This window comes from Streptomyces sp. TOM-9, from assembly GCF_056858595.1.
The window spans coordinates 9,355,693-9,375,626 of the sequence record NZ_JBXEQB010000001.1 but is presented as its reverse complement, the minus strand read 5'-3'; the positions used below and the strand labels follow the sequence as shown (position 1 = coordinate 9,375,626).

Annotated in this window: 14 protein-coding genes and 4 pseudogenes; 9 read left to right on the top strand and 9 right to left on the bottom strand. The window is 68.6% G+C overall.

Features of this window, described 5'->3' with window-relative positions:
* The first annotated feature begins 126 nt into the window (after positions 1 to 126).
* Positions 127 to 501, top strand: coding sequence for a cupin domain-containing protein (locus AC1VWI_RS42700; RefSeq protein ID WP_499517053.1), 375 nt, complete (start codon positions 127 to 129; stop codon positions 499 to 501).
* Between the two features lie 202 nt (positions 502 to 703).
* Here the strand turns inward: AC1VWI_RS42700 and AC1VWI_RS42695 are convergent, their stop codons facing one another.
* Positions 704 to 832 carry a hypothetical protein gene (locus AC1VWI_RS42695; RefSeq protein WP_499516441.1) on the bottom strand — a complete coding sequence of 43 codons (129 nt, stop codon included), beginning with the start codon at positions 830 to 832 and terminating at the stop codon, positions 704 to 706.
* A 513-nt stretch (positions 833 to 1,345) separates the two neighbouring features.
* On the opposite strand from AC1VWI_RS42695, the pseudogene AC1VWI_RS42690 reads away from it, so the two are divergent.
* From AC1VWI_RS42690 to AC1VWI_RS42675, 4 genes and pseudogenes are all read left to right on the top strand, one after another.
* Positions 1,346 to 1,606: pseudogene (locus AC1VWI_RS42690) on the top strand (protein kinase domain-containing protein); the annotation flags it as partial.
* A gap of 80 nt (positions 1,607 to 1,686) precedes the next feature.
* Positions 1,687 to 2,076: a transposase gene (locus AC1VWI_RS42685; protein ID WP_419249714.1), complete on the top strand. Its 390-nt coding sequence runs from the start codon at positions 1,687 to 1,689 to the stop codon at positions 2,074 to 2,076.
* Between the two features lie 41 nt (positions 2,077 to 2,117).
* Positions 2,118 to 3,101, top strand: coding sequence for an IS3 family transposase (locus tag AC1VWI_RS42680; protein WP_419249715.1), 984 nt, complete (start codon positions 2,118 to 2,120; stop codon positions 3,099 to 3,101).
* Positions 3,102 to 3,151: 50 nt separating this feature from the next.
* A pseudogene (locus AC1VWI_RS42675) lies at positions 3,152 to 4,063 on the top strand (serine/threonine-protein kinase); the annotation flags it as partial.
* Positions 4,064 to 4,182: 119 nt separating this feature from the next.
* Here AC1VWI_RS42675 and AC1VWI_RS42670 read toward each other — a convergent pair.
* The 3 genes and pseudogenes from AC1VWI_RS42670 to AC1VWI_RS42660 all read right to left on the bottom strand — a co-directional run.
* Positions 4,183 to 4,349: pseudogene (locus AC1VWI_RS42670) on the bottom strand (IS110 family transposase); the annotation flags it as partial.
* A gap of 308 nt (positions 4,350 to 4,657) precedes the next feature.
* Complete coding sequence (locus AC1VWI_RS42665; protein WP_499516440.1) at positions 4,658 to 5,032, bottom strand: fic family toxin-antitoxin system, toxin component; 375 nt, start codon at positions 5,030 to 5,032, stop codon at positions 4,658 to 4,660.
* Entirely contained in the window at positions 5,029 to 5,274 is a 246-nt protein-coding gene (locus AC1VWI_RS42660; protein WP_499516439.1) for a plasmid mobilization protein, read from the bottom strand. Before AC1VWI_RS42660 ends, AC1VWI_RS42665 begins: the two co-directional genes overlap by 4 nt.
* A 605-nt stretch (positions 5,275 to 5,879) precedes the next feature.
* Between AC1VWI_RS42660 and AC1VWI_RS42655 the strand changes: the two genes are divergently transcribed.
* Positions 5,880 to 6,416 carry a GNAT family N-acetyltransferase gene (locus tag AC1VWI_RS42655; RefSeq protein ID WP_499516438.1) on the top strand — a complete coding sequence of 179 codons (537 nt, stop codon included), beginning with the start codon at positions 5,880 to 5,882 and terminating at the stop codon, positions 6,414 to 6,416.
* A gap of 585 nt (positions 6,417 to 7,001) precedes the next feature.
* Here AC1VWI_RS42655 and AC1VWI_RS42650 read toward each other — a convergent pair.
* Positions 7,002 to 8,267, bottom strand: a complete 1,266-nt coding sequence (locus AC1VWI_RS42650) for a hypothetical protein (protein WP_499516437.1) — start codon at positions 8,265 to 8,267, stop codon at positions 7,002 to 7,004.
* Positions 8,260 to 9,798, bottom strand: a complete 1,539-nt coding sequence (locus AC1VWI_RS42645) for an alkaline phosphatase D family protein (protein WP_499516436.1) — start codon at positions 9,796 to 9,798, stop codon at positions 8,260 to 8,262. Before AC1VWI_RS42645 ends, AC1VWI_RS42650 begins: the two co-directional genes overlap by 8 nt.
* 1,133 nt (positions 9,799 to 10,931) lie before the next feature.
* Between AC1VWI_RS42645 and AC1VWI_RS42640 the strand changes: the two are divergent.
* A pseudogene (locus AC1VWI_RS42640) lies at positions 10,932 to 11,054 on the top strand (transposase); the annotation flags it as partial.
* A gap of 362 nt (positions 11,055 to 11,416) precedes the next feature.
* On the opposite strand, the gene AC1VWI_RS42635 reads toward AC1VWI_RS42640, so the two are convergent.
* The 3 genes from AC1VWI_RS42635 to AC1VWI_RS42625 all read right to left on the bottom strand — a co-directional run bounded on the left by AC1VWI_RS42635 (position 11,417) and on the right by AC1VWI_RS42625 (position 16,830).
* Positions 11,417 to 14,743 (bottom strand): S8 family peptidase, encoded by a 3,327-nt coding sequence (locus AC1VWI_RS42635; protein ID WP_499516435.1) that lies wholly within the window; start codon positions 14,741 to 14,743, stop codon positions 11,417 to 11,419.
* 672 nt (positions 14,744 to 15,415) lie between these two features.
* Complete coding sequence (locus tag AC1VWI_RS42630; RefSeq protein WP_419249715.1) at positions 15,416 to 16,399, bottom strand: IS3 family transposase; 984 nt, start codon at positions 16,397 to 16,399, stop codon at positions 15,416 to 15,418.
* A 41-nt stretch (positions 16,400 to 16,440) separates the two neighbouring features.
* Positions 16,441 to 16,830 (bottom strand): transposase, encoded by a 390-nt coding sequence (locus tag AC1VWI_RS42625; protein ID WP_419249714.1) that lies wholly within the window; start codon positions 16,828 to 16,830, stop codon positions 16,441 to 16,443.
* Positions 16,831 to 17,422: 592 nt separating this feature from the next.
* Here AC1VWI_RS42625 and AC1VWI_RS42620 point away from each other — a divergent pair.
* A complete protein-coding gene (locus AC1VWI_RS42620; RefSeq protein ID WP_499516434.1) occupies positions 17,423 to 17,836 on the top strand; it encodes a hypothetical protein in 414 nt (137 codons plus the stop codon).
* Positions 17,837 to 18,593: 757 nt separating this feature from the next.
* Positions 18,594 to 19,904, top strand: a complete 1,311-nt coding sequence (locus AC1VWI_RS42615; protein WP_499516433.1) for an AfsR/SARP family transcriptional regulator — start codon at positions 18,594 to 18,596, stop codon at positions 19,902 to 19,904.
* The last annotated feature ends 30 nt before the right edge of the window (positions 19,905 to 19,934 follow it).

The window sequence follows — 19,934 nt, the reverse complement described above, 5'->3', positions numbered from 1 at the left end:
GCGGTGGCCGACGCAAGATCGTCCACTCCGGGCGGGCTTACGGAGGTGTCGTACATGTCAGAGGAGAACCCGGTACACGCGCCCGCTGCCGAGAGGCACGAGGTCTCGCTGCCACCCGAAGTCAAGATGCTCCAGGAAGTCACTCCGCCCTTCTTCCCCGAAGGCGGTTCGGGGATGACCATCCTCGTCGAATGGCCTCCCGGCCACCCCGGGCTCCCTCCGCACCGCCACTCGGGGCCGTCATTCGGCTACGTGATGGAGGGCGCGATCCGGTTCGAACTCGAGGGTGAGCCGGAGCGTGTGATCAAGGCCGGCGGGACGTTCTGGGAACCAGGTGGTGATGTGATCCACTACCAGGACGGTAACGCCTTGGCGGACGCACCGACCAAATTCGTAGTGATCATGGTGTGCGCGCCGGGTCAGCCGATGCTCACGCTGGTCGACGAAGAGGAGCTGAAGGGACGGGCACATCTGCGGGCTCCGCGCCCTTCCGCGGGCTGACCCGCGAGGCGACAAATCTCAAGGCGCCCGCGAAGTGGTGCGTGGCGGCCGCTTCGGTCACCCGGCGGACGTCGGTCGGGTGACCGTGCCTGGCGGGGCAACGGAGTGCCGCCACGCCACTCGAGTGTTTCCTCCTGTCGGGATCGGTCACTCAGGAGCCGACCTTCCTTCATGGATGTCGCGGCCGCGGGCTTCGACTTCCCTACCCGAAGGTGCCCGGCGGCCTGTGTCCTCGCGCCACCGTCTCCCGCTCGTCGAGGAGCGCGAACGCCATGTCGGAAAAGGGTTCCCACGGCATACCGAAGGTGACTTCCTTGGGCTGGACGGTCACGGTTCCCCCTGTGGCCGGCCGGAACATCCCCGTGAGCGCCGACACGGCGGACACCGATTCCGGAGCGTTCCCGCGCACAGGAAGGCGCTCCAAGACGCCGGCGCGCCGCGGGCTTCGGGAGAACAACCTGTCAGCGCGCGACGGTCTCCCCGGCAGGGCGCCCCTACCGGCGCCCACGCGGATCGTCCCCCAGGGCGGTCCACACAAGGCCTCCAGGCCGACCGTGGGTGTTCGGATGTGTCGGTCGGGCCGGCCTTCCCTCACCTGCGGATCGTCGGCGTGAAAACGGTTCGGCGCAGATGCGGGAGTCCTCCACGTGCGTGTGGCGGCCGCATCCGTCAGCCCATGCCTGCTCCGCCGCGAACGCCGCCTTGCATGCCCACCCGCGTGGCAGGCAGGAGCGGTCGGTGCACTCGCGCCGGGTTTGTACGCTGGATGGCGCCGCGCCGCAGATGCTACTCATGGGTTGGTGTGGCGCGGGACTGTTGTCGTGGGTCAAGGAGCGCTGCGGGCGTGCTGGTGGCGGGGCGGTATCGGCTGGAGGAGTCACTGGGGCGTGGGGGCATGGGAGAGGTATGGCGGGCCGCCGATCAGGTACTCGGAAGAGCGGTGGCGGTGAAACTGATGCTCGGCGACGCGGATGCCGAGAGCGCCGGCCGGTTCCGCCTGGAAGCCCGGACAGCGGCCCGTCTCAACCATCCCCACGTCGTCAGCGTGTACGACTTCGGCTCGCATGACGGCCAGTTATACCTCGTGACGGAGCTCGTCAACGGGCGCCCCTCTCTGACAGCCTCGGCTGAGACACCCGGTTTATCGGGTTAGTCTGGATGGGCGAGACAGGAGATCCCTTCAGCATGGCCAGCACGACCCCGATACCCGCCGGTGACGATCCGGCGCCGAAGCCGAAGCGGCGGACGTTTTCCGCGGAGTACAAGCTGCGGATCGTTGCCGAGTACGACGCCGCCCCGGCCGGGGAGAAAGGCGCGATCCTGCGCCGTGAGCGGCTGTACCACTCGCACATCATCGAGTGGCGCCAGGCCCGCGAGGCCGGCGCCCTGGATGCCCTGGCCGACCGGCGGACCTCGGCGGTGCGGCCGAAGAAGGCGGCCGAGCAGGCCGAGCTGGAACGGCTGCGCAAGAAGGTCGCACGACTGGAGAAGGACCTGGCCCGCCGGGACGCGGCCCTGGAAGTCATGGGAAAAGCCAACGCGCTCTTGGAACTGCTCTCCGAGAGCGCGGACTGAAGCACGCCGCCGCGCCCCTGATCGACGAAGCGTTCACGGGTGTGCAGGGCCAGTTGGGGACCACAGCAGCCTGCCGGCTGACCGGGCGCTCACGCGCCACCCACTACCGTCACATCAACCCCAAGCCGAAGCCCGCACCGTCCCCAAGACCCACGCCCGCCTCGGCCCTCTCGCCGGCCGAACGGGCAGAGATCCTGGCGCTGTTGAACCGGCCGGAGTACGTAGACCTGCCGCCCGCGCAGGTCTGGGCGCGTGAGCTGGACGCGGGGAACTACTGGTGCTCGGAGCGGACGATGTACCGGATCCTGTCCGCCGCCGGGCAGAACGGCGAACGCCGCCGCCAGGCCACCCACCCGCCCAGGACGATCCCCGAGCTGACGGCGACCGGCCCCTCGCAGGTCTTCACCTGGGACATCACGAAGCTGCCCGGCCCGGACAAGGGCATCTGGTACCACGCCTACGTGATCATCGACATCTTCAGCCGCTACATCGTCGGCCACACCGTCGAGCGGGCCGAAACGGCTGAGCGGGCGGAGGAGTTGATCCGCGAGACGATCGAGCGCAACGGCATCGTGCCAGAGACCGTGCACGCAGACCGCGGCACCTCGATGACCAGCAAGAAGGTGTCCCAACTGCTGATCGACCTCGGCATCACCAGGAGCCACTCGCGCCCCAGGGTCAGCAACGACAACCCATACTCGGAAAGCCAGTTCAGGACCACGAAGTACACCGCCGACTACCCAGAACGGTTCGATTCGCTGGCCCATGCCCGGGAGTGGATGGACGCCTTCATCACCTACTACAACCACGACCACAGACACTCCGGGATCGGCCTGCACACCCCCGCCTCCGTCCACTTCGGCACTGCAGAGGAGGTCCGCGACCAGCGGGCCACCGCTCTCGCCGAGGCATACGAACGCCACCCCGAACGCTTCGCCCGCCGACCAAGACCACCCGAGATACCCGGCCAGGTCTGGATCAACGACCCGGCGAAACGAAGGCAACCCGAACCACAAGGTTCATAGCACCGCGAACGTCTCATTTGACTTGACAACTACCGCGCAGCCTCGCTCAGGAACTCGCTGCGCGTAGCCCCGTGGACTCCGTGCGGGCGTCGGACATAGGTGCTCGGGCTGCTACGGGGCTGGCTGCGGCGCACCGGCAGGCCGTCATCCACCGCGACATCAAACCGGCCAATGTGATGGTGACCGTTGACGGCACCGTGAAGATCGCCGACTTCGGGATCGCCCGCTTCGCCGACGAGGCGTCCCGGGCGCTCACCGCCACCGGCCGGGTGATGGGCTCGAGCGGCTACCTGGCCCCCGAGCGGGCGCTGGGTCGCCCGGCCGAACCCGCCTCGGACGTCTATGCCCTCGGCTGCGTCCTGTACGAGCTGGCAACCGGCCGGCCCCCCTTCGTCGGCGAGACCCCGCTGGCGGTGATCCACCAGCACGTCGACGCGGCGCCGGTACCCGTCAGGCGGCTCAACCCGGCGGTGTCGGGCGCGCTGGCGGACTACATCCTGTCCCTACTGGCCAAGGACCCGGGCCAGCGTCCCACCGCCGACCAGATAGCCGACTGGGTTGCCGCCTCGGCAGGCCAGCACCCCGAGCGGCGGTCAGCGACTCCGGCCGGCATCGAGCCGACACCCACGGCGACCCTCCCCGACGCGGCCGCGTCCCGCCTGTACGGGCGAGGTGCCGCGCAGCCGCGGCGCACTCGCATCCTGGTCGGTGTCGCCGGACTTGCCGTGTTCGGGGCTGCGGCCGCCGTCGGTGCGGCCTGGAGCTCCGACGACGACGGCACCTCGTCACCCGGGCCGACGTCGTCTCCTTCCCCTGCTGTCACTGTGCCCCCCGTACCCTCCGCCGAAGTCTCACCGCCAGCCGGCGGCACGTCGCCGACCTCCCGGACTCCGCCAGGCCCTCGCGGCAAGGGTGAGGAGCACACAGGCAAGGACCACAAGAAGCACGGTCACGACGACTGACGGGCGCGACGCCACTCCCCAAGTGCCCTTGGCGCGGTGCACTGATGCCTCGGCTTGACGGAGTGACGTTGGGCGTCGAGGGTCAGGCCCGTGCCGGGCGTGAAGGCGCCAAGGGTGCCGGGCCGGTACAACAGAAGCAGGGCACGGATGCGGTTGGAGGTGCGCGGGTCGCGTCGGCCACCAGGGCCTGGTCGAAACCGGCCAGGACGGTCAGCTCGGCAGGGCCCTTGTCGGTCAGCGCCCCAGCGAGCGCCGAGTGTGTGTGCGGCATGACGCGTGCGAAATCCCGATGACGGCGGCATCACCCGGCATCCGCCGGGCCCGGTGAGACCCCCTGCCTCATTCCGAGACCGGGACCCGGCCCACCACCCCCGGCGGCACCCCGCGCGACCTCAACCCCACCACACCACACCTTTCGCCGACGACCTCCTGGTCACTTCCGCCGACGCGCGGTAAGCGCTGCGGCCGGCCCCTGAGGGTCCGCTCACGTAGCGGGACAGCGCAATCGGTGGGGGCACCGGGTGCACTACGAGTCACCACCGGCACCCGGCCCACACAGGGCCGAGGTCCTCCGACGCCTGCGAGCGCGACCGCCTACGCCGCCACCCATCCCCGGATGGCCTCTGCGACCGCCCGCACGTCCAACGCGTCCCGGTCGATCCGCGTCGCGAGCTCCGCCGCTTCCTTCGCGCCGACGGTCACGATGGCCCCGCTCGCCGTCAGGTAGGCCGCCGCCACCACCGCCCCGAACAACTCGTTGGCGTACTCCAGCGCCGGTACCCGGATGAGCTGGTGCATCAACGCGGCCGCTCGGTGGTGCACCTCCGTGTAGACGGGGGTGCCCATCACCTTGTCCGCGTGGCGCGCCACAGCGGCCGCCATCGACCCGAAGTCGGTGATGTCGGGGTCACCGGGCATGTTGCGGTGCGCGAGGTCCAGCAGCCACGCCCGGTCAATGTGGACGATCACGCAGCGGCCCCGGCGCTGCCATCGGCCCTGGGGTGCCCGAACTGCTCGGCGAAGGTGTCGCCCCAGGCGTCCGCGAAGTGAGCGCCCGCGCCGAGGAACCGGTGCCGCAGGTCATTCGCCTCGTCCGCGAGGACCTGACGCGCGTAGTCGGGCACGCTCATACCCGCCGCCTTGGCCCGCGCCTCGATCCCGGCGGCCGTCGCCTCGTCCACCCGTACGTTGATCTGCTTCTGACTGCTCATGCCCTTCATGGTAGCGCCCCGTTCGAGCCGCTACACCGGTTTTCGGGGGCGCGCCGTGGCACCACGCCCCGCGCGAGTCCACCTGATCGATGCTGCCGTCGGCCCCTGTCGCGCCACGCCCCCGACTAGGCACGGGCGTGTCAGCTCGTCGGCGCGCTCCCCTCGGACGTCACCTCGCCGCTGCCCTCGGGCCGCCTGGCCCCGCGGCACCCGTGCCCGGCTCTCGTTCGGGTGATCCGTCGGCGCACTGGGGCGACTGGACAGGACCCTTTGACGGAGGGCGGGGTTCGCGGCACATGAGGCACAGGGTGCCGGCCCCGCGCCGCCGACGCCGGGCGGGCAGGGCGGGCTTCTTCGCGCTTGGGCACACCAGAGACGATCGCAGCCGAGGGGACCGCGGGCACATTCGCCGCAGTGGCCCACCGGAACACGGTGCGACCGGGTTCTCTCGTGACCGTCATGGCACCGCCTTTCCGATCGCTATCTTCGGACCGGCCACGCCGACCTCGGCCGCGAGGGGCCCGTGCCCAGCGGCCGGTCATCGGGGAGGGATCAGGTGGGGAAACGCAGTTGATCGGCTGGCGCCCCTGGTATAGCAATGCCCCGTGATACGTGGCGAAAGGATCGGGCTGCGTGCCCGGCACGAGAACGACGTCCCAGTTCTCCACTCCGAGCTGTACGACGACGTGCCCACGCGGTCACGCGCCGACTCCCGCCCGTGGCGACCCATCCCACCGGGTCTGGGCCACTCGCCCTTCGCCGTGACCGGGCCATCGGACGAGGCGGCGTGCTTCTCCGTCGTCGAGCTGGAGTCGCATGAGCTGGCCGGCGAGGCCCTCCTCTGGGGCATCGACACGCACAACCGGACGGCTCACGTCGGGATCGCCCTGCGCCCCGCATTCCGCGGTCGCGGGCTCGGCGTGGATGTCCTGCGCGCACTGTGCGAGTACGGATTCGCCGTACGCGGACTACAACGCCTGCAGATCGAAACCCTCACGGACAACGGCCCCATGCTCGCGGCGGCAAGCAGGGTCGGGTTCACCCGGGAGGGAACACTGCGGCGCTCCGCATGGGTGTACGGCACATACGCCGACGAAGCCGTGCTCGGCCTCCTCGCGAACGATTGGACACCCCGGGGCTGAACAGCAGCACGAGCGGCAGGGGGAACGTTGACGAAGCCCTGCCCACACGCCCGGTCAGGGCCAAGTGGCTAGTGAAAGCCCGCGTGAAGCAGGCGTCCAGGTCCCGACTGCCTCCCCGACCCGCGCGTATCGGCCGGCTCGCCGTGGCGCCGGCCCGCCGGACAACTCACCTGCCCCACCGCCGCCACTACGGTGGCCGGCGGTGCCCAGCATGTCTTTGCGGCGGTTCAGGCCCCAGGAGCCGATCCGGCCATGCCGCATAGCGACCGCCGACCCTTGACGCACCACGGGGCGGCGAAGCCTGACCAGCAGAGACAAGCGCCGACCGCGACGGGGGGACACGGTCGGCACCTGCAGCCTTTGAGACCGTCCTCTGCGCGTTCACGCAGGCCTGGAACCGAACGCTTGGCGATGGGGCCGCGGCGACTCCTGAAGGCCCCGACGGGCACGGCCGATTCCGGGCCGGTCCGCGGAGGTGATCCGGCAGCGGTGCCGCAGGACCGCGTTCTTGCGCGGTTCCGGAACCGACTGCCGGATCTCCCCACCCGGGGTGGCCCGCGTGGACGTCCGCGGATCGAACGGACGTCACCAGTCCGAGTTGGTCGCCCCCAGACTCAGCAGGACCTGGTCGAAGGTGTTGCCGTCGTTGTCATCGGTGTACGACATGGAGAGTGTGCCGAACGGGGAGGAAGCCAGCGAGAGCTGCTCCTGCCGACCGGTCGTGACCTGGCTGACGGGCTGGGCCGGCAACCGGCCGGTGAAGGTGCCGTCGGGGTTGAGGCCTCGGGCCCAGACCGCCGGATCGGTGCCGGTGACGCTCCAGCCGACCACGGCGTCGCGCTGGTCGTCGATGCCGACGGTGGGATTGCCCGCTCCGGCTCCGCTGGAGACCTCGACCTCGGAAGAGCCGGCGGTGCCGGTCGCGGAGAACGATCGCGCCCAGACGCCACGGGTCCCGGTGTGATCGGACTCCCACACCACGGCGAAGTCGCCGTTGAAGTCGGCGGCCACGGCCGGGCGCTGCTGCTGCTGCCCGTCGCCGAGGCTGTTGGCACTGCGGCGGCTGAGCGTGACCGCCCCGTTCGCCTTGGCCAGCTTCACCAGACCGATCTGGTAGACGCCGTTGTTGTCGGTGTCCTCGTCCCAGACGACGACGGCGTCGCCCGAGGCGGAGGTCGCGACGTCGGGGTTGTGGTGCGCGCCGCCGGCCGCGTTGACCGTCACCTCGTAGGCCTTGGCGGTGGTCCCGGTGAACCCGGCTGCCTTCACCGTCGCCGCCGCCGTGCCCTGGACGTCCTCCCACACCACGGAGAACGCGACCGCCGTGGTGCTGTTGGGCGCGCCGTCCGGATCGACCGCGACACGCGGATGGATCTGCTGGCCGTCGGCGCTCGCGTTGGCCTGGCCGGAGCCGAGGAGCGCGCCGGCCGGCGAGAGCACACGGTAGGTGACGTTGTAGAACCCGTTGCCGTCCGGGTCCTCCGCCCACACGACGACGGCGTTGCCCCGGTCGTCGAGTCCCACGTCGGGCTGGAGATGCCGCCAGGCCACGCCCGCGGTCCCGCCGGCCGAGAGCTTCTTCTCGTAGGCCGAGACGCCGTTGCGGTACATCCGCACCCACACGTCGCTGTGCGCGTTGTCCCCCGGGTTGGTCGAGTCGCGGTCGTCCTCCCACACCACCGCGACGTCGCCGAGGCGGTTGGCCGCGATCGAGGCGGTGTCCTGGTCACCCGCGGAGTCACTGTTCGCGGTCACCCAGGACGAGGGACCCGCCGCCGAGGCCGGGGCGACCACGGCGAGGACGGCGACCAGGCCGGCGACGGCCGCGCCGAGTACGGAGAGCTTACGCATCGGCCAACCCCGGCCTTCCCTCGTGGATGACAAAGGTCCGGGCGGTGGTCGCCGGCGCGCCGTGTTCGGTCACCGTCGCCACCGACCGGAAGTCGGCTGTGAGCTGCGACGGCGTGATGTGCGTGCGGACGTAGCCGCGCCGTTCGGAGTAGAAGCGCAGATGCGGGTTGAGCGATCCGTTGGGGATCGTCGTGGTGGCGCTTCCGTTGCCGGTGCTGGTGATGGAGGTGCAGACGAGCTCGGAGCCGATCGTCGCCGACGACGGATTGGCGTAGTCGGCCTTGAGGTCGTTGGCCCATGCCGTGTGCACGTCACCGGTGAGGACGACCGGGTTGCGTACGCCGCGGTCGATGATGCCCTGCTGTATCCGCGCCCGGCTGGCCCGGTACCCGTCCCAGGCATCCATGTTCATAGCACCCGCCGAGTTGACGTTGCGGGCGAAGAAGACCTGCTGGCCTATGAGGTCCCAGGTGCTCAGGTGTTGGCCGAGTCCGTCGAGCAACCACGCCTCCTGGTTCGCGCCGGTGATCGAACGGGCCGGCAGATCGGCGTCGGCGCAGACCTTCATCCCGTCGCCGCAGGCCTGGTCGTCGCGGAACTGGCGGGTGTCGAGCATGTGGAACGTGGCGAGGGTGCCCCAGCGGACCCGGCGGTAGAGCGGGATGCTGTTGCCGGAGGGGGTCGCGGCGGCCCGCAGCGGCATGTTCTCGAAGTAGGCCTGGTACGCGGCGGTGCGACGCGCGGTCCACTGGGCCGCCGTCAGCACCGGGCTGCTGTCGGCGCGGACCATGTTGGCGTAGTTGTTCTCCACCTCGTGGTCGTCCGGCACGACCAGCCACGGCGCGATCGCGTGCGCGGCCTGCAGGTCGGGGTCGCTGCGGTAGAGCGCGTAGCGGCGGCGGTAGTCGGCCAGCGACACGATCTCGCTGCCGAGGTGCTGACGCACGGCGCCGGCGGTGGCGCCACTCTCGTAGATGTAGTCGCCCAGGTGCAGGATCAGGTCGGGGCGGTCGTCGGCCATGCGTCGGTAGGCGGTGTAGTAGCCCTGCTCGTAGTGGGCGCACGAGGCGAAGGCCATCGTGAAGTCCCGCCCGACCGTGTTCGGAGCCGGCGCGGTGCGGGTCCGGCCCACCGGGGAGGTGAATCCCTGGGCCCGGAACCGGTAGTAGTACTCAGAGTCGGGGGCGAGTCCCCCGGCCAGCACGTGCACCGCGTGGGCCTGTGCGTAGCGCGCGGTGAACGTGCCGGAGCTGACGAGGGCGGTGAAGTTCTGGTTGGTCGACACCTGCCAGTCGACGGCGACGTCGGCGTTGGGCATGCCGCCCTGACCGTCCGCGTTGGTCGGTGTGGGAGCCAGACGCGTCCAGAGAACCACGCTGTTGTCGTCCGGTTCGCCGGAGGCGACACCGAGCGTGAAGGGGAAGGGAGTGGAGGCGGCGGCTGGCTGAGCCACCGCCCCGAGCTGGAGCGCTGCGACGCTCGCGGTGGTGAGCCCGCCTAGGATGAAGATGCGGCGACTGAGGTTGCTCATGGCCGCAGATGCTCGCGGGCGCAGGTGAACTTCCCGCCCTGCGATGAGGACGGTCAAGTGACATGACCAAACCGCGAGTTGGTGGGCTTTTGTACGGCTATCGCGGGCACCGAAGCTGGAACTCAGCCCCTGACCAGCCGTTGCGGTTCAGCCGCACTGTTCACATCCTCGGCATCCGGTTAACCGCCCCTCCAATGACGGCCCTGACACGCAACCCGTCCTTCATTTTCTGACATGGTTCGATCAACGAAGCATGTCCTGACGGGCCCGTCATACTACTTACCCGAGGAGAGCCCAGCAGCTTCCACCGATGCCTCCCGCAACGCGCGAGGGCATCGTGCCGGCCGGGTCCCTCGCAGCGGCCGGCTGGAGCGCCGCCGGTACCGAAGTACCACGCACCACGGGTGCCCACGGCGGCGCTCAGAGCGGCGAGCGCATGTCAATTGGGTGCGGTTCGGTTTGAGAGACCTGGTGACCAGGTGTTGCGGCTTGTGGCAGCCCGGTAAGTCCTTGGGTGGTGCGGGGTTGGGCCCGGCGCGTCAGCGCTGGCGGCATCCGGGAGGCACGGGTGGAAGAAGTGCTGTCCGCGCTGTTGAAGGAGCGTGAGAACGGGGCTCAGGGGCTGGGTGGAGAAGCTGCGGGGCGAACTGGCCGCGCTGAACGTGCAGATCGCGACTGCCGGAGGCGAGGTGTCTCGGCTGGCGATCGCGCGGGAGACTCAGGCTGCCCTGGGTGTCGAATGCATCCCTCCAGTGCTGCAGTTTGAATCTCGCCGTGCCGGTTCGCGGATCCGGACGATCTGTCCGCACCGGTCCGGGCGTCGCGACAGGCAAGGTGTCTCCGGAGGGTAACTGGCCCTTGCCCCCTACTGACCAGCACCGACGCGCCACTTACGGCCAGGCAGATCTGCGAGCAAGTCCAGGAGACTGTTGACCACCGGCAAATCGCGGCGCTGCGGATGCGACTGAGGCCTCGCGACGGCGTGGTACGCCGCCGACTGTTGTTCACGCAATCCGGGCGCGCCGCAGGTCGAGCGGATCGCCTACCGCGCCCAAGGGGCCTCGAACCTGTATCCGGCCGACACGGAACTGGACCTGCCGACCGGCCGACACTCCCACACGCTGAAGAAGCTGGTCCACCTGGTGGTCTCCGACGCGCACGCCGGGCTGACCAGCGCCATCGGCAGGGTCCTGATCGGCGCGGCCTGGCAACGCTGCCGGGTGCACTTCGTGCGCAATGTGCCGACACAGTTCCCGCCGCCACCAGGGGATTCGACGTGGGCAAGAAGGTGAAGGGCCGCAAGAGGTTCATCGTCACCGACACCCTCGGCCTGCTCCTGACCGTCCACATCGTTGCGCCTTCTCGTGGCTCACCGCCCACCGGCGCCTCGCCGGGACAACCACGTCTGCACTGTTCTGCGCCAAGACGGTACGGTGGCGGCCGCGACCATTCGGCCAACCCTTTGGGAACGCGGGCGAGCCTAGTGGCCTGGTAGGCCGCCCGTTGATCATGACGGGAGAGGCCCCCGCCGTTGCGGGGCCCGTCGGTGCAGCGACGTCCGTGGGCCGGAACCGCGGAGGGCACGAGCCCTGGACCGCGGTTCCGGCCCGAGCGTGGGCTACTTCGTCAGGTAGGCGTCGACGATGGTCTCGTCCACGGTGTTGCCCTGCTTGTCCACGGCCTGGGCCTTGAACGAGACGCTGCCGCCGGCCTTGGGGTTGGTGACCTGGACCCGGCCGTCGCACACGCTCAGCTTCTGCCAATGGACTCCCTTGTCGTAGGAGGCCCACACACTGAGGGACTTGAGGTTCCTGCCCGCGGCGGTGCCGCGGACGGTCACCGGGACCCACACCTTCACCCGTGCCTTGCCTGTGTTGTCGAGGGACAGGACAGGGTTGAAGCGCACGACGGAGGTCGGGAGCTTGGTGATCCCCGGGGCGAACTCGGAGGAGAACGTCCAGCTCGCGGTCATGCTCGTGGAGACGTCGGCGACCGTGCCGCGCTTGACCGAGGTGGTCAGCCGGTAGTCGGCACGCTCGTTCTCCGCGACGTAGAAGACGTCCATCGGGTTGAGGCTGGTGTTGACGAGCTCACCGTTGCGGTAGAGGGACGTTCGCGCGCTCTCGATCGGTGAGCGGTTGTTGCTGATGTTCCCCTCGCTGTCCGAGAAGAGCGGAAGCCGTCCGTCGATCGCCTCGTCGGCCCGGAGCAGTCCGGTGCCCTCCGGGAGATCGGGACCGAAGACACCCACATTGAACACGTGCTCGTAGGAGCGCCTGGGCTTGAACGTCCTCGCAAGTGCGTCATAGCGGGACTCGTACGAGTCATTCGCGTCGACCTGCATGAAGCCCAGCTGCCACGCGTTGGTCCCCGAGAGCAGGTGCAGGGTACCGGTGTAGGGCAGGGCGTGCACGGTGCCGCGGCCGCCACCGCCCTCGGTGATCGGCGTGACGAACCCGAACTTGCCCTTCGCCGGCGCTCCGAGCTTCACTTGGACCTCGGCGAACTCCCTGGACTTGGCGTGGTGGGTGAAGCCGGTGAGGTACCTGTCGCCGGTCGGCTGGTACACCAGGTGGTACTCGTCGTGCCCGTTGACCCCGGTGGAGAAGCTGGCGACGAGCTTCTGGCTCAGCTTGTCGCCCGCGGCCACCTTGGGGCCCAGGTGGCCGGTGCGGTACTGCGCGAGGGAGCTGGTCAAGACCCCGAAGTAGGTACTGGATCCGTCCGGCAGCTCGACGCCTGCACCGAAGAAGCCGAATACCTGCTGGGCGGAACGGTCGGGGACGGTGATGTCCAGCGGCTTGGCGGTGCGCGCGTCCACCGTCACCACGGTGTCCTTGCTGACCTCGAGGTCGGGCTGGTTGAACCAGTCACCGCCGAGGTCGTACGAACCCGCCGGGTCGACCCGGACCATGCTGTTGAGGAAGTACCGGCCCTTGGGGACACGCACCGAGTACGTGTCGCCATACAGCACGGCGCCGACCCCCATCGCGGGTCCTGACAGGCCCTGCAGCTGAACGTCCCAGGCGGGCGCGGGTACGGGCTCGCCCTTGCGGTCCAGCGGCTTCACCGTGACGGTGTACATCTCCGACTCACGTTCCACAGCCAGCGCGGTGCCGACGGTCTGCCCGTCGCCAGTGGCCGTGATCCGTCCCGTGAAGAGGCCGACCGCATCGCCGCCGAGGCGAGTGTCGGCGGTGACCTTCACCGTCGCCTCGCCGTGCGCCGGGACGGTGACCTGGTCGTCGGCGGTGAACATCCCGGCGGGCGCGGCGCTTCCGTCCGGTCCGGTGGCGTCCACGGTCAGCTTCAAGGTGACCGGGGCGTCGCCCGTGTTCCGGTACGTGAGGTCCTTGGTGAGCGGCTGGTCGTCGGTGTGCGGCCACTGCGCGACACCGTACGAGAGCGACGTCTCGCGGGCGACGACGGTCTGCTTGATCGCCTTCCGCAGGTCGACCCGGCCCGAGCCCTGTTCGAAGGGCGTGTAGCCGAGAGGCGTCGTCGAGGAGACCAGCGCGTCCTTGATGTCGTCGCCGGTCCAGTCGGGGTGCTGCTGGGCGAGGATGGCGGCGGCGCCGGCGACGTGCGGGGTGGCCATCGAGGTGCCGTTGAGGGCGATGTATCCGTCCGCGACGGAGGGGGCGACACTTGCCAGGTAGCTGTCGTGCGCGGCCGCGGCCCCGATCGCCACGCCGGGCGCCGTCAGATCCGGCTTGATGCCGCCGTCACCGACGCGCGGGCCGGTGCTGGAGAACGGGGCCAGCTTGTCCTGCTTGTCCACCGCGCCAACGGTGAGGGCGGCGTCGGCGCTGCCCGGGGAGTTGATCGTGGCGGCCCCCTGCTCGCCGTTGTTGCCCGCCGCGACGACGAAGAGGGTTCCGCTCTCGGCCGACAGCCTGTTGACCGCCTCCTCCGCCGGATCGATCTCCGGGGAGTCCCCGGTGCCGAGGCTGAGGTTGACGACGTCGGCCTTCTCGGCGACGGCCCACTCCATGCCCGCGATGATCTGCGACATGCTGCCGCTGCCACCGTCGCCGAGGACCTTGCCGCTGAGGATGCGGGCCCCCGGCGCCACACCCTTGTACGTGCCACCGGACTTCGCGCCGGTGCCGGCCGTGATGGATGCGACATGCGTGCCGTGACCGAACCGGTCCTCGGTGTCCGGCGAGTTGGTGAAGTTCTGCTCGGCGACGACCTGCCCGGCCAGGTCGGGATGCGTGGTGTCCACTCCCGTGTCGAGGACGGCGATACGCGTACCGGTGCCGTCGAAACCGGCCGCCCACGCCTCGGGGCCGCCGATCTGCGGGACGCTCTTGTCCAGGCTCGCCTGGACGACGCTGTCCAGCCACACCGAGGCGATACCCGGTGCGACGGCGCGCTTCATCGCGTCGGCGGACCCGCTGGTGACCGCGGACCACAGTTCCGCGGTGCCGTTCGCGGGCGCGCTCACGGCGTCGGCGTCGATGCTGCTCAGCGTCCGCTGCACGTGAGCGCCGCGGGTGGAGCGCAGGGCCGTCCTGGCCGCCGGACGGGCCGCGTCGTACATCACGATGAGCCGCAGGTCATGGCGGTCCGAGTAAGCCGGCGCGCTCAGCGTGGTGATGTCGAACAGACGCCGGTCCACCCGACCGCTCTGGACGAGGTCCCGGGCGTCATCGGGCATGGCGTAGGTGTGGCCGTCACGGGTCTCCACCCGGATGGGTATGCCCTCGCGGCCCTTGGCGGGACGAGCGGCGACGACCTCGCCCTTCGCGTTCACCGCGATCCGGTCACCGGTGATCAGCGGGATCCACCGATGTGACCCGGTACCAGCCTCCTTGGTCCCGCGGCCCGTTCCGAGGGCCGGGGCCGAAGACGCGGCCAAGAACGGCGCGGCCGACGATGCCGTGCCGGTGGGCGTGGAGAGTGCCACGGACACCGACGGGGTAGCGGCGACCAGCAGCATGCTGATTCCCAAGACCGTGCCGATCGCAGGTCTCTTGGACGTGAATTTCACGGTTTCCTCTCGCTCATTCACCCCGCGCCAAAGCGTGCATTTCACGGTGGACTTGAGGTGCGCCGCACAGCGAAGCACCCGCCCCGAGTGGGTGTCAACGGGTTGATCTTGGATAGACGAATGATAAACGGGTCGTCAACCGGCAAGTTATCTCCGGCATGAAGCCTTTTTCCACCCCAACTCGCCCACCATCCGGCAAGACAGGCGCAGATCACGCACCACCTGCGGTGACATCGCACGACGGCCGACAGCCTCCATTCCTCCTCCACGGAGAAATCCATCCGGAATTCACCATTTCCCCGCCCGCCTCATTCGCTTCGAACCGAATGCGAAGACGCCATTGGGCGAGCACCCGTCCCAGTACTGCCGCGTCCGGACAGACAACGTCCGCCCGCACCTGGCAGGGCCACCAAGCGAATTCATCATCGGCACGCCGGCTGGCACACCGCCTCCCAACTGAGCGAATGCACACGCGACCTGAGCCGCAAGAAGTCATCGGCGGGCGATGCCCGTTCACCTGTGGCAAGAAGAACTGCACGCTACGGACTGGTGCCCTACGACCTGGGCTGGTGCAGGTATGCGACCGCGGTAGTTGTCAAGTCAAATGAGACGTTCGCGGTGCTATGAACCTTGTGGTTCGGGTTGCCTTCGTTTCGCCGGGTCGTTGATCCAGACCTGGCCGGGTATCTCGGGTGGTCTTGGTCGGCGGGCGAAGCGTTCGGGGTGGCGTTCGTATGCCTCGGCGAGAGCGGTGGCCCGCTGGTCGCGGACCTCCTCTGCAGTGCCGAAGTGGACGGAGGCGGGGGTGTGCAGGCCGATCCCGGAGTGTCTGTGGTCGTGGTTGTAGTAGGTGATGAAGGCGTCCATCCACTCCCGGGCATGGGCCAGCGAATCGAACCGTTCTGGGTAGTCGGCGGTGTACTTCGTGGTCCTGAACTGGCTTTCCGAGTATGGGTTGTCGTTGCTGACCCTGGGGCGCGAGTGGCTCCTGGTGATGCCGAGGTCGATCAGCAGTTGGGACACCTTCTTGCTGGTCATCGAGGTGCCGCGGTCTGCGTGCACGGTCTCTGGCACGATGCCGTTGCGCTCGATCGTCTCGCGGATCAACTCCTCCGCCCGCTCAGCCGTTTCGGCCCGCTCGACGGTGTGGCCGACGATGTAGCGGCTGAAGATGTCGATGATCACGTAGGCGTGGTACCAGATGCCCTTGTCCGGGCCGGGCAGCTTCGTGATGTCCCAGGTGAAGACCTGCGAGGGGCCGGTCGCCGTCAGCTCGGGGATCGTCCTGGGCGGGTGGGTGGCCTGGCGGCGGCGTTCGCCGTTCTGCCCGGCGGCGGACAGGATCCGGTACATCGTCCGCTCCGAGCACCAGTAGTTCCCCGCGTCCAGCTCACGCGCCCAGACCTGCGCGGGCGGCAGGTCTACGTACTCCGGCCGGTTCAACAGCGCCAGGATCTCTGCCCGTTCGGCCGGCGAGAGGGCCGAGGCGGGCGTGGGTCTTGGGGACGGTGCGGGCTTCGGCTTGGGGTTGATGTGACGGTAGTGGGTGGCGCGTGAGCGCCCGGTCAGCCGGCAGGCTGCTGTGGTCCCCAACTGGCCCTGCACACCCGTGAACGCTTCGTCGATCAGGGGCGCGGCGGCGTGCTTCAGTCCGCGCTCTCGGAGAGCAGTTCCAAGAGCGCGTTGGCTTTTCCCATGACTTCCAGGGCCGCGTCCCGGCGGGCCAGGTCCTTCTCCAGTCGTGCGACCTTCTTGCGCAGCCGTTCCAGCTCGGCCTGCTCGGCCGCCTTCTTCGGCCGCACCGCCGAGGTCCGCCGGTCGGCCAGGGCATCCAGGGCGCCGGCCTCGCGGGCCTGGCGCCACTCGATGATGTGCGAGTGGTACAGCCGCTCACGGCGCAGGATCGCGCCTTTCTCCCCGGCCGGGGCGGCGTCGTACTCGGCAACGATCCGCAGCTTGTACTCCGCGGAAAACGTCCGCCGCTTCGGCTTCGGCGCCGGATCGTCACCGGCGGGTATCGGGGTCGTGCTGGCCATGCTGAAGGGATCTCCTGTCTCGCCCATCCAGACTAACCCGATAAACCGGGTGTCTCAGCCGAGGCTGTCAGAGAGGGCCGCCACGTGCAAACGAGGCATCGACGCCTGCTTCCCGCACATCTCCGACGTGAAGGAGCTGCCGGGCGACGGCGATCTCGACCTCAGTCGCGATCACCTGGGCCGGGGGACCACCCCACCGAGGAAGGCGAACAAGATCAGCGCGCCTTAAGGTCCACGAAACCCGCCGACAAGCGCTCGCCCCTGCGCATCACCGTCGAAAACACCTCGCAGCGCGAGCACCTCGGCGGCCTGCGATGTCGATGCCCAGCAGCACCCCGGGGACGGACAGGCTTGCGGGTCACCTTGTCACGCAGCGAAACGATCACTCGCATGTGACGCCAGCCGAACCCGCCCCACCACCTGCAGCGATGGCTCTCCGAGCCCGGCAGGTGCCGCGCCGTTCCAATCACAGGTTTGCCTGCGAAGAAATAGGAGCATATGCTCATATCTGCTCGCTGGAATCACCGGACCGGCAGCCAATCGATACGACGCGCAAGCCGCGCCCCGACCGGATCCTCGAAGGAGACATGACATGGCGAACGCGGAAAGCAGTGACACCGACCGCCAGGGACTCAGCTACTACCCGTGGTGGCTGGACAACCTGGCCGAGGACGTCACACTGGAAGGCGCCGCCATGAACGGCACCGCGCGTGGCGCGGAAGCGGTTCGCGCCATCGTGGTCAAGGCCCGCGAACTGTATGAGTTCCAGGACTTCAGCTTCACCGGAGACTTCGGTGACAACGGCTTCCTCGAGATCTACGACGCCTCGGTCCTCGGCGAGCCCATGAAGGTCGTCGTCACGGTCACCTGCAACGCCGACGGACAGGCCCAGGAACTCGCGGTGCTCCATCGGCCGCGCAACACGCTGCTGCTCTTCTCCCGCGAGATGAACAAGAAGTTCGCCGGCACCCCCCTCGCCGAACACTTCCTCGCCGACGAGTCCTGAGGCGACGATCGCCCGGCGGGTCTCACTGCCCAGCCCAGGCACCGTCACCTGGGCCGTCCGGCCCGGTCGGCTGCGAAGCAACCCGAACTCTGCCCGTTGGGATCCAAAAGGGTTCAGCCCACGGACGGCCTGAGCAGGCCCCACTGGGTCGTCGAGCAGACCTTCGCCTGCCCAACCAGTTCAAGCGGCCCCGGATCCGCTACGAGATACGTGCCGATCTCCACCTGCGCTGCTCCCCCACGGCTGCACCATCACCTGCCCGAGAGGCCTCCGGGACCGCTCCGCTGTCACCCGCGCGATCGCGGAGATCCACGTTCCTTCGGCGGCTGCAGTTCGATCAAGCTGCCCGACAGCGAACGGAACGTTGACCGCTTCGGGTCGCAGAACTGCGGCGGCTACCCGAGGCAGCAGTGCGCCAACCGAAGGGATTCACCTCGATCCGCCACCATCGAGTCGTCACATCCGCACCGGTCACATCGTCTACCTGGCGTGAACATGGGAACCCAATGGGACGCTCGCACTGCCGTGGCTGCCGGTGCGCTCGCCGGCCCAGCCTATGGCGCGGCTGGGCCGTGCCGCGCGATGGCCGACGCCATCCGCCTCGGCTGCTCGTTTCGTGAGCAGCTTCGCCGAACGACACACTGAGCCGACCGCCGGAAAGCTTCACTCAGACCGACAACACACGACTGTTGCCATCCGCCGACACCCAGATCGGTACGGGGTGGGCCGCACCACTTCGAAAGGGACCAGTGCCGACGTGAGCGAACACTTCTGGTTCACGGTGTTGGGCCCGGTGCGCGCCCAACACGGCTCGACAGAGATCGAACTGGGATCCCGTCAGCAACGCGCGGTCCTTGCGGCGCTTCTACTGCGAGAGAATGGCCATGCCTCGGTCTCCGAGCTGGTCGAGGCGGTATGGGGGAAAGTTCCGCCACGCACGGCCAGGCAGACAATTCGTACCTACATACACCGTTTGCGGAAGAGTCTGGGACCGGCACACCATGCGGGAGCCTCGGTCATCGTCTCCACGGATAATGGCTATGCACTGCGAGTCTCCCCCAGCCGACTGGATCTAAGTGTGTTCCGTCAACGGGTTGCAATGGCAGATGAGGCCGCCGAAACAGGACACCACACCAGAGCCATAGCCCATCTCCGCGATGCTCTCGACCTGTGGCATGGAGAACCGCTGGCCGGAATTCCCGGAACGTACGCCATGTCGCAGCGCAACCGCCTCGAGGCGTTGCGCCTCGTCGCAGTCGAGCGACGCATCAACGCGGAATACGAGCTCGGCCGATTCGGCGAGGCCACCGCGGAGCTCTTCGATCTGGTCGCCAAAGACCCTCTGAACGAAAGATTCAGGGAGATGCTCATGTTCTCCCTCTGCAAAACCGGACGGCAGGCCGAGGCACTTGCGGTGTACCGAGAGGTGAGGAATCTCCTCTCGGAGGACCTGGGCATAGATCCCGGTCCCCGGCTGCAAATTCTCCACGAACGTGTCCGAAAAGCTGACGCTGAATTGCTGGTGTCGGACATATTTCCCGATCCCGCAGTCGGCTCTGCCATCCCGGAACACACGGCCGACACTGCCCCCGAGGTCTCGCCACCCCAGGCGCCCCCGCGGCCCGCCGACGTGGCGACGTGTGTCGGCTGCGACAACGAACTGGCCGTGCTCGACGCCCTGCTGGCTGCCGATGCACAAGGCGCCACCGCCACAGCGATCGGCGTAATCGTTGTCATGGCCGGAGTGCGTATGACCACCCCTGCGGTGCACTGGGCACACCGGATCGGGCATCGTTTTCCCGATGGGAACATATACCTCGATTTGCGCGGATCTGATTCTTCCAGCCCGGCCATGACTCCGATCGAGGCATCCGGATCGATTCTCCGGTCACTCGGAGTTTCCTCGCCGCTGCTCCCATCCGACTTGGAGGGTCGAACAGCGCTTTATCGCAGTCTGCTTTCCGGCCGGCGGATATTGCTGGTACTCGACCATGTCCGTGACGCGGAACAGATACGCCCCCTGCTGCCCCGCACGTCGAGTGCGCTGGTGGTCGTCACCAGCGGATGATCTCCGGCGCATCGGTTCACATGAGAGTTC

What these genes read in the sequence shown, in the direction of transcription:
- AC1VWI_RS42625 (WP_419249714.1), bottom strand. Translation starts at nt 16,830, where the DNA reads ATGGCCAGCACGACCCCGATACCCGCCGGTGACGATCCGGCGCCGAAG.
- AC1VWI_RS42700 (WP_499517053.1), top strand. Translation starts at nt 127, where the DNA reads ATGCTCCAGGAAGTCACTCCGCCCTTCTTCCCCGAAGGCGGTTCGGGG.
- AC1VWI_RS42685 (WP_419249714.1), top strand. Translation starts at nt 1,687, where the DNA reads ATGGCCAGCACGACCCCGATACCCGCCGGTGACGATCCGGCGCCGAAG.
- AC1VWI_RS42650 (WP_499516437.1), bottom strand. Translation starts at nt 8,267, where the DNA reads ATGCGTAAGCTCTCCGTACTCGGCGCGGCCGTCGCCGGCCTGGTCGCC.
- AC1VWI_RS42635 (WP_499516435.1), bottom strand. Translation starts at nt 14,743, where the DNA reads ATGCTGCTGGTCGCCGCTACCCCGTCGGTGTCCGTGGCACTCTCCACG.
- AC1VWI_RS42645 (WP_499516436.1), bottom strand. Translation starts at nt 9,798, where the DNA reads ATGAGCAACCTCAGTCGCCGCATCTTCATCCTAGGCGGGCTCACCACC.
- AC1VWI_RS42620 (WP_499516434.1), top strand. Translation starts at nt 17,423, where the DNA reads ATGGCGAACGCGGAAAGCAGTGACACCGACCGCCAGGGACTCAGCTAC.
- AC1VWI_RS42660 (WP_499516439.1), bottom strand. Translation starts at nt 5,274, where the DNA reads ATGAGCAGTCAGAAGCAGATCAACGTACGGGTGGACGAGGCGACGGCC.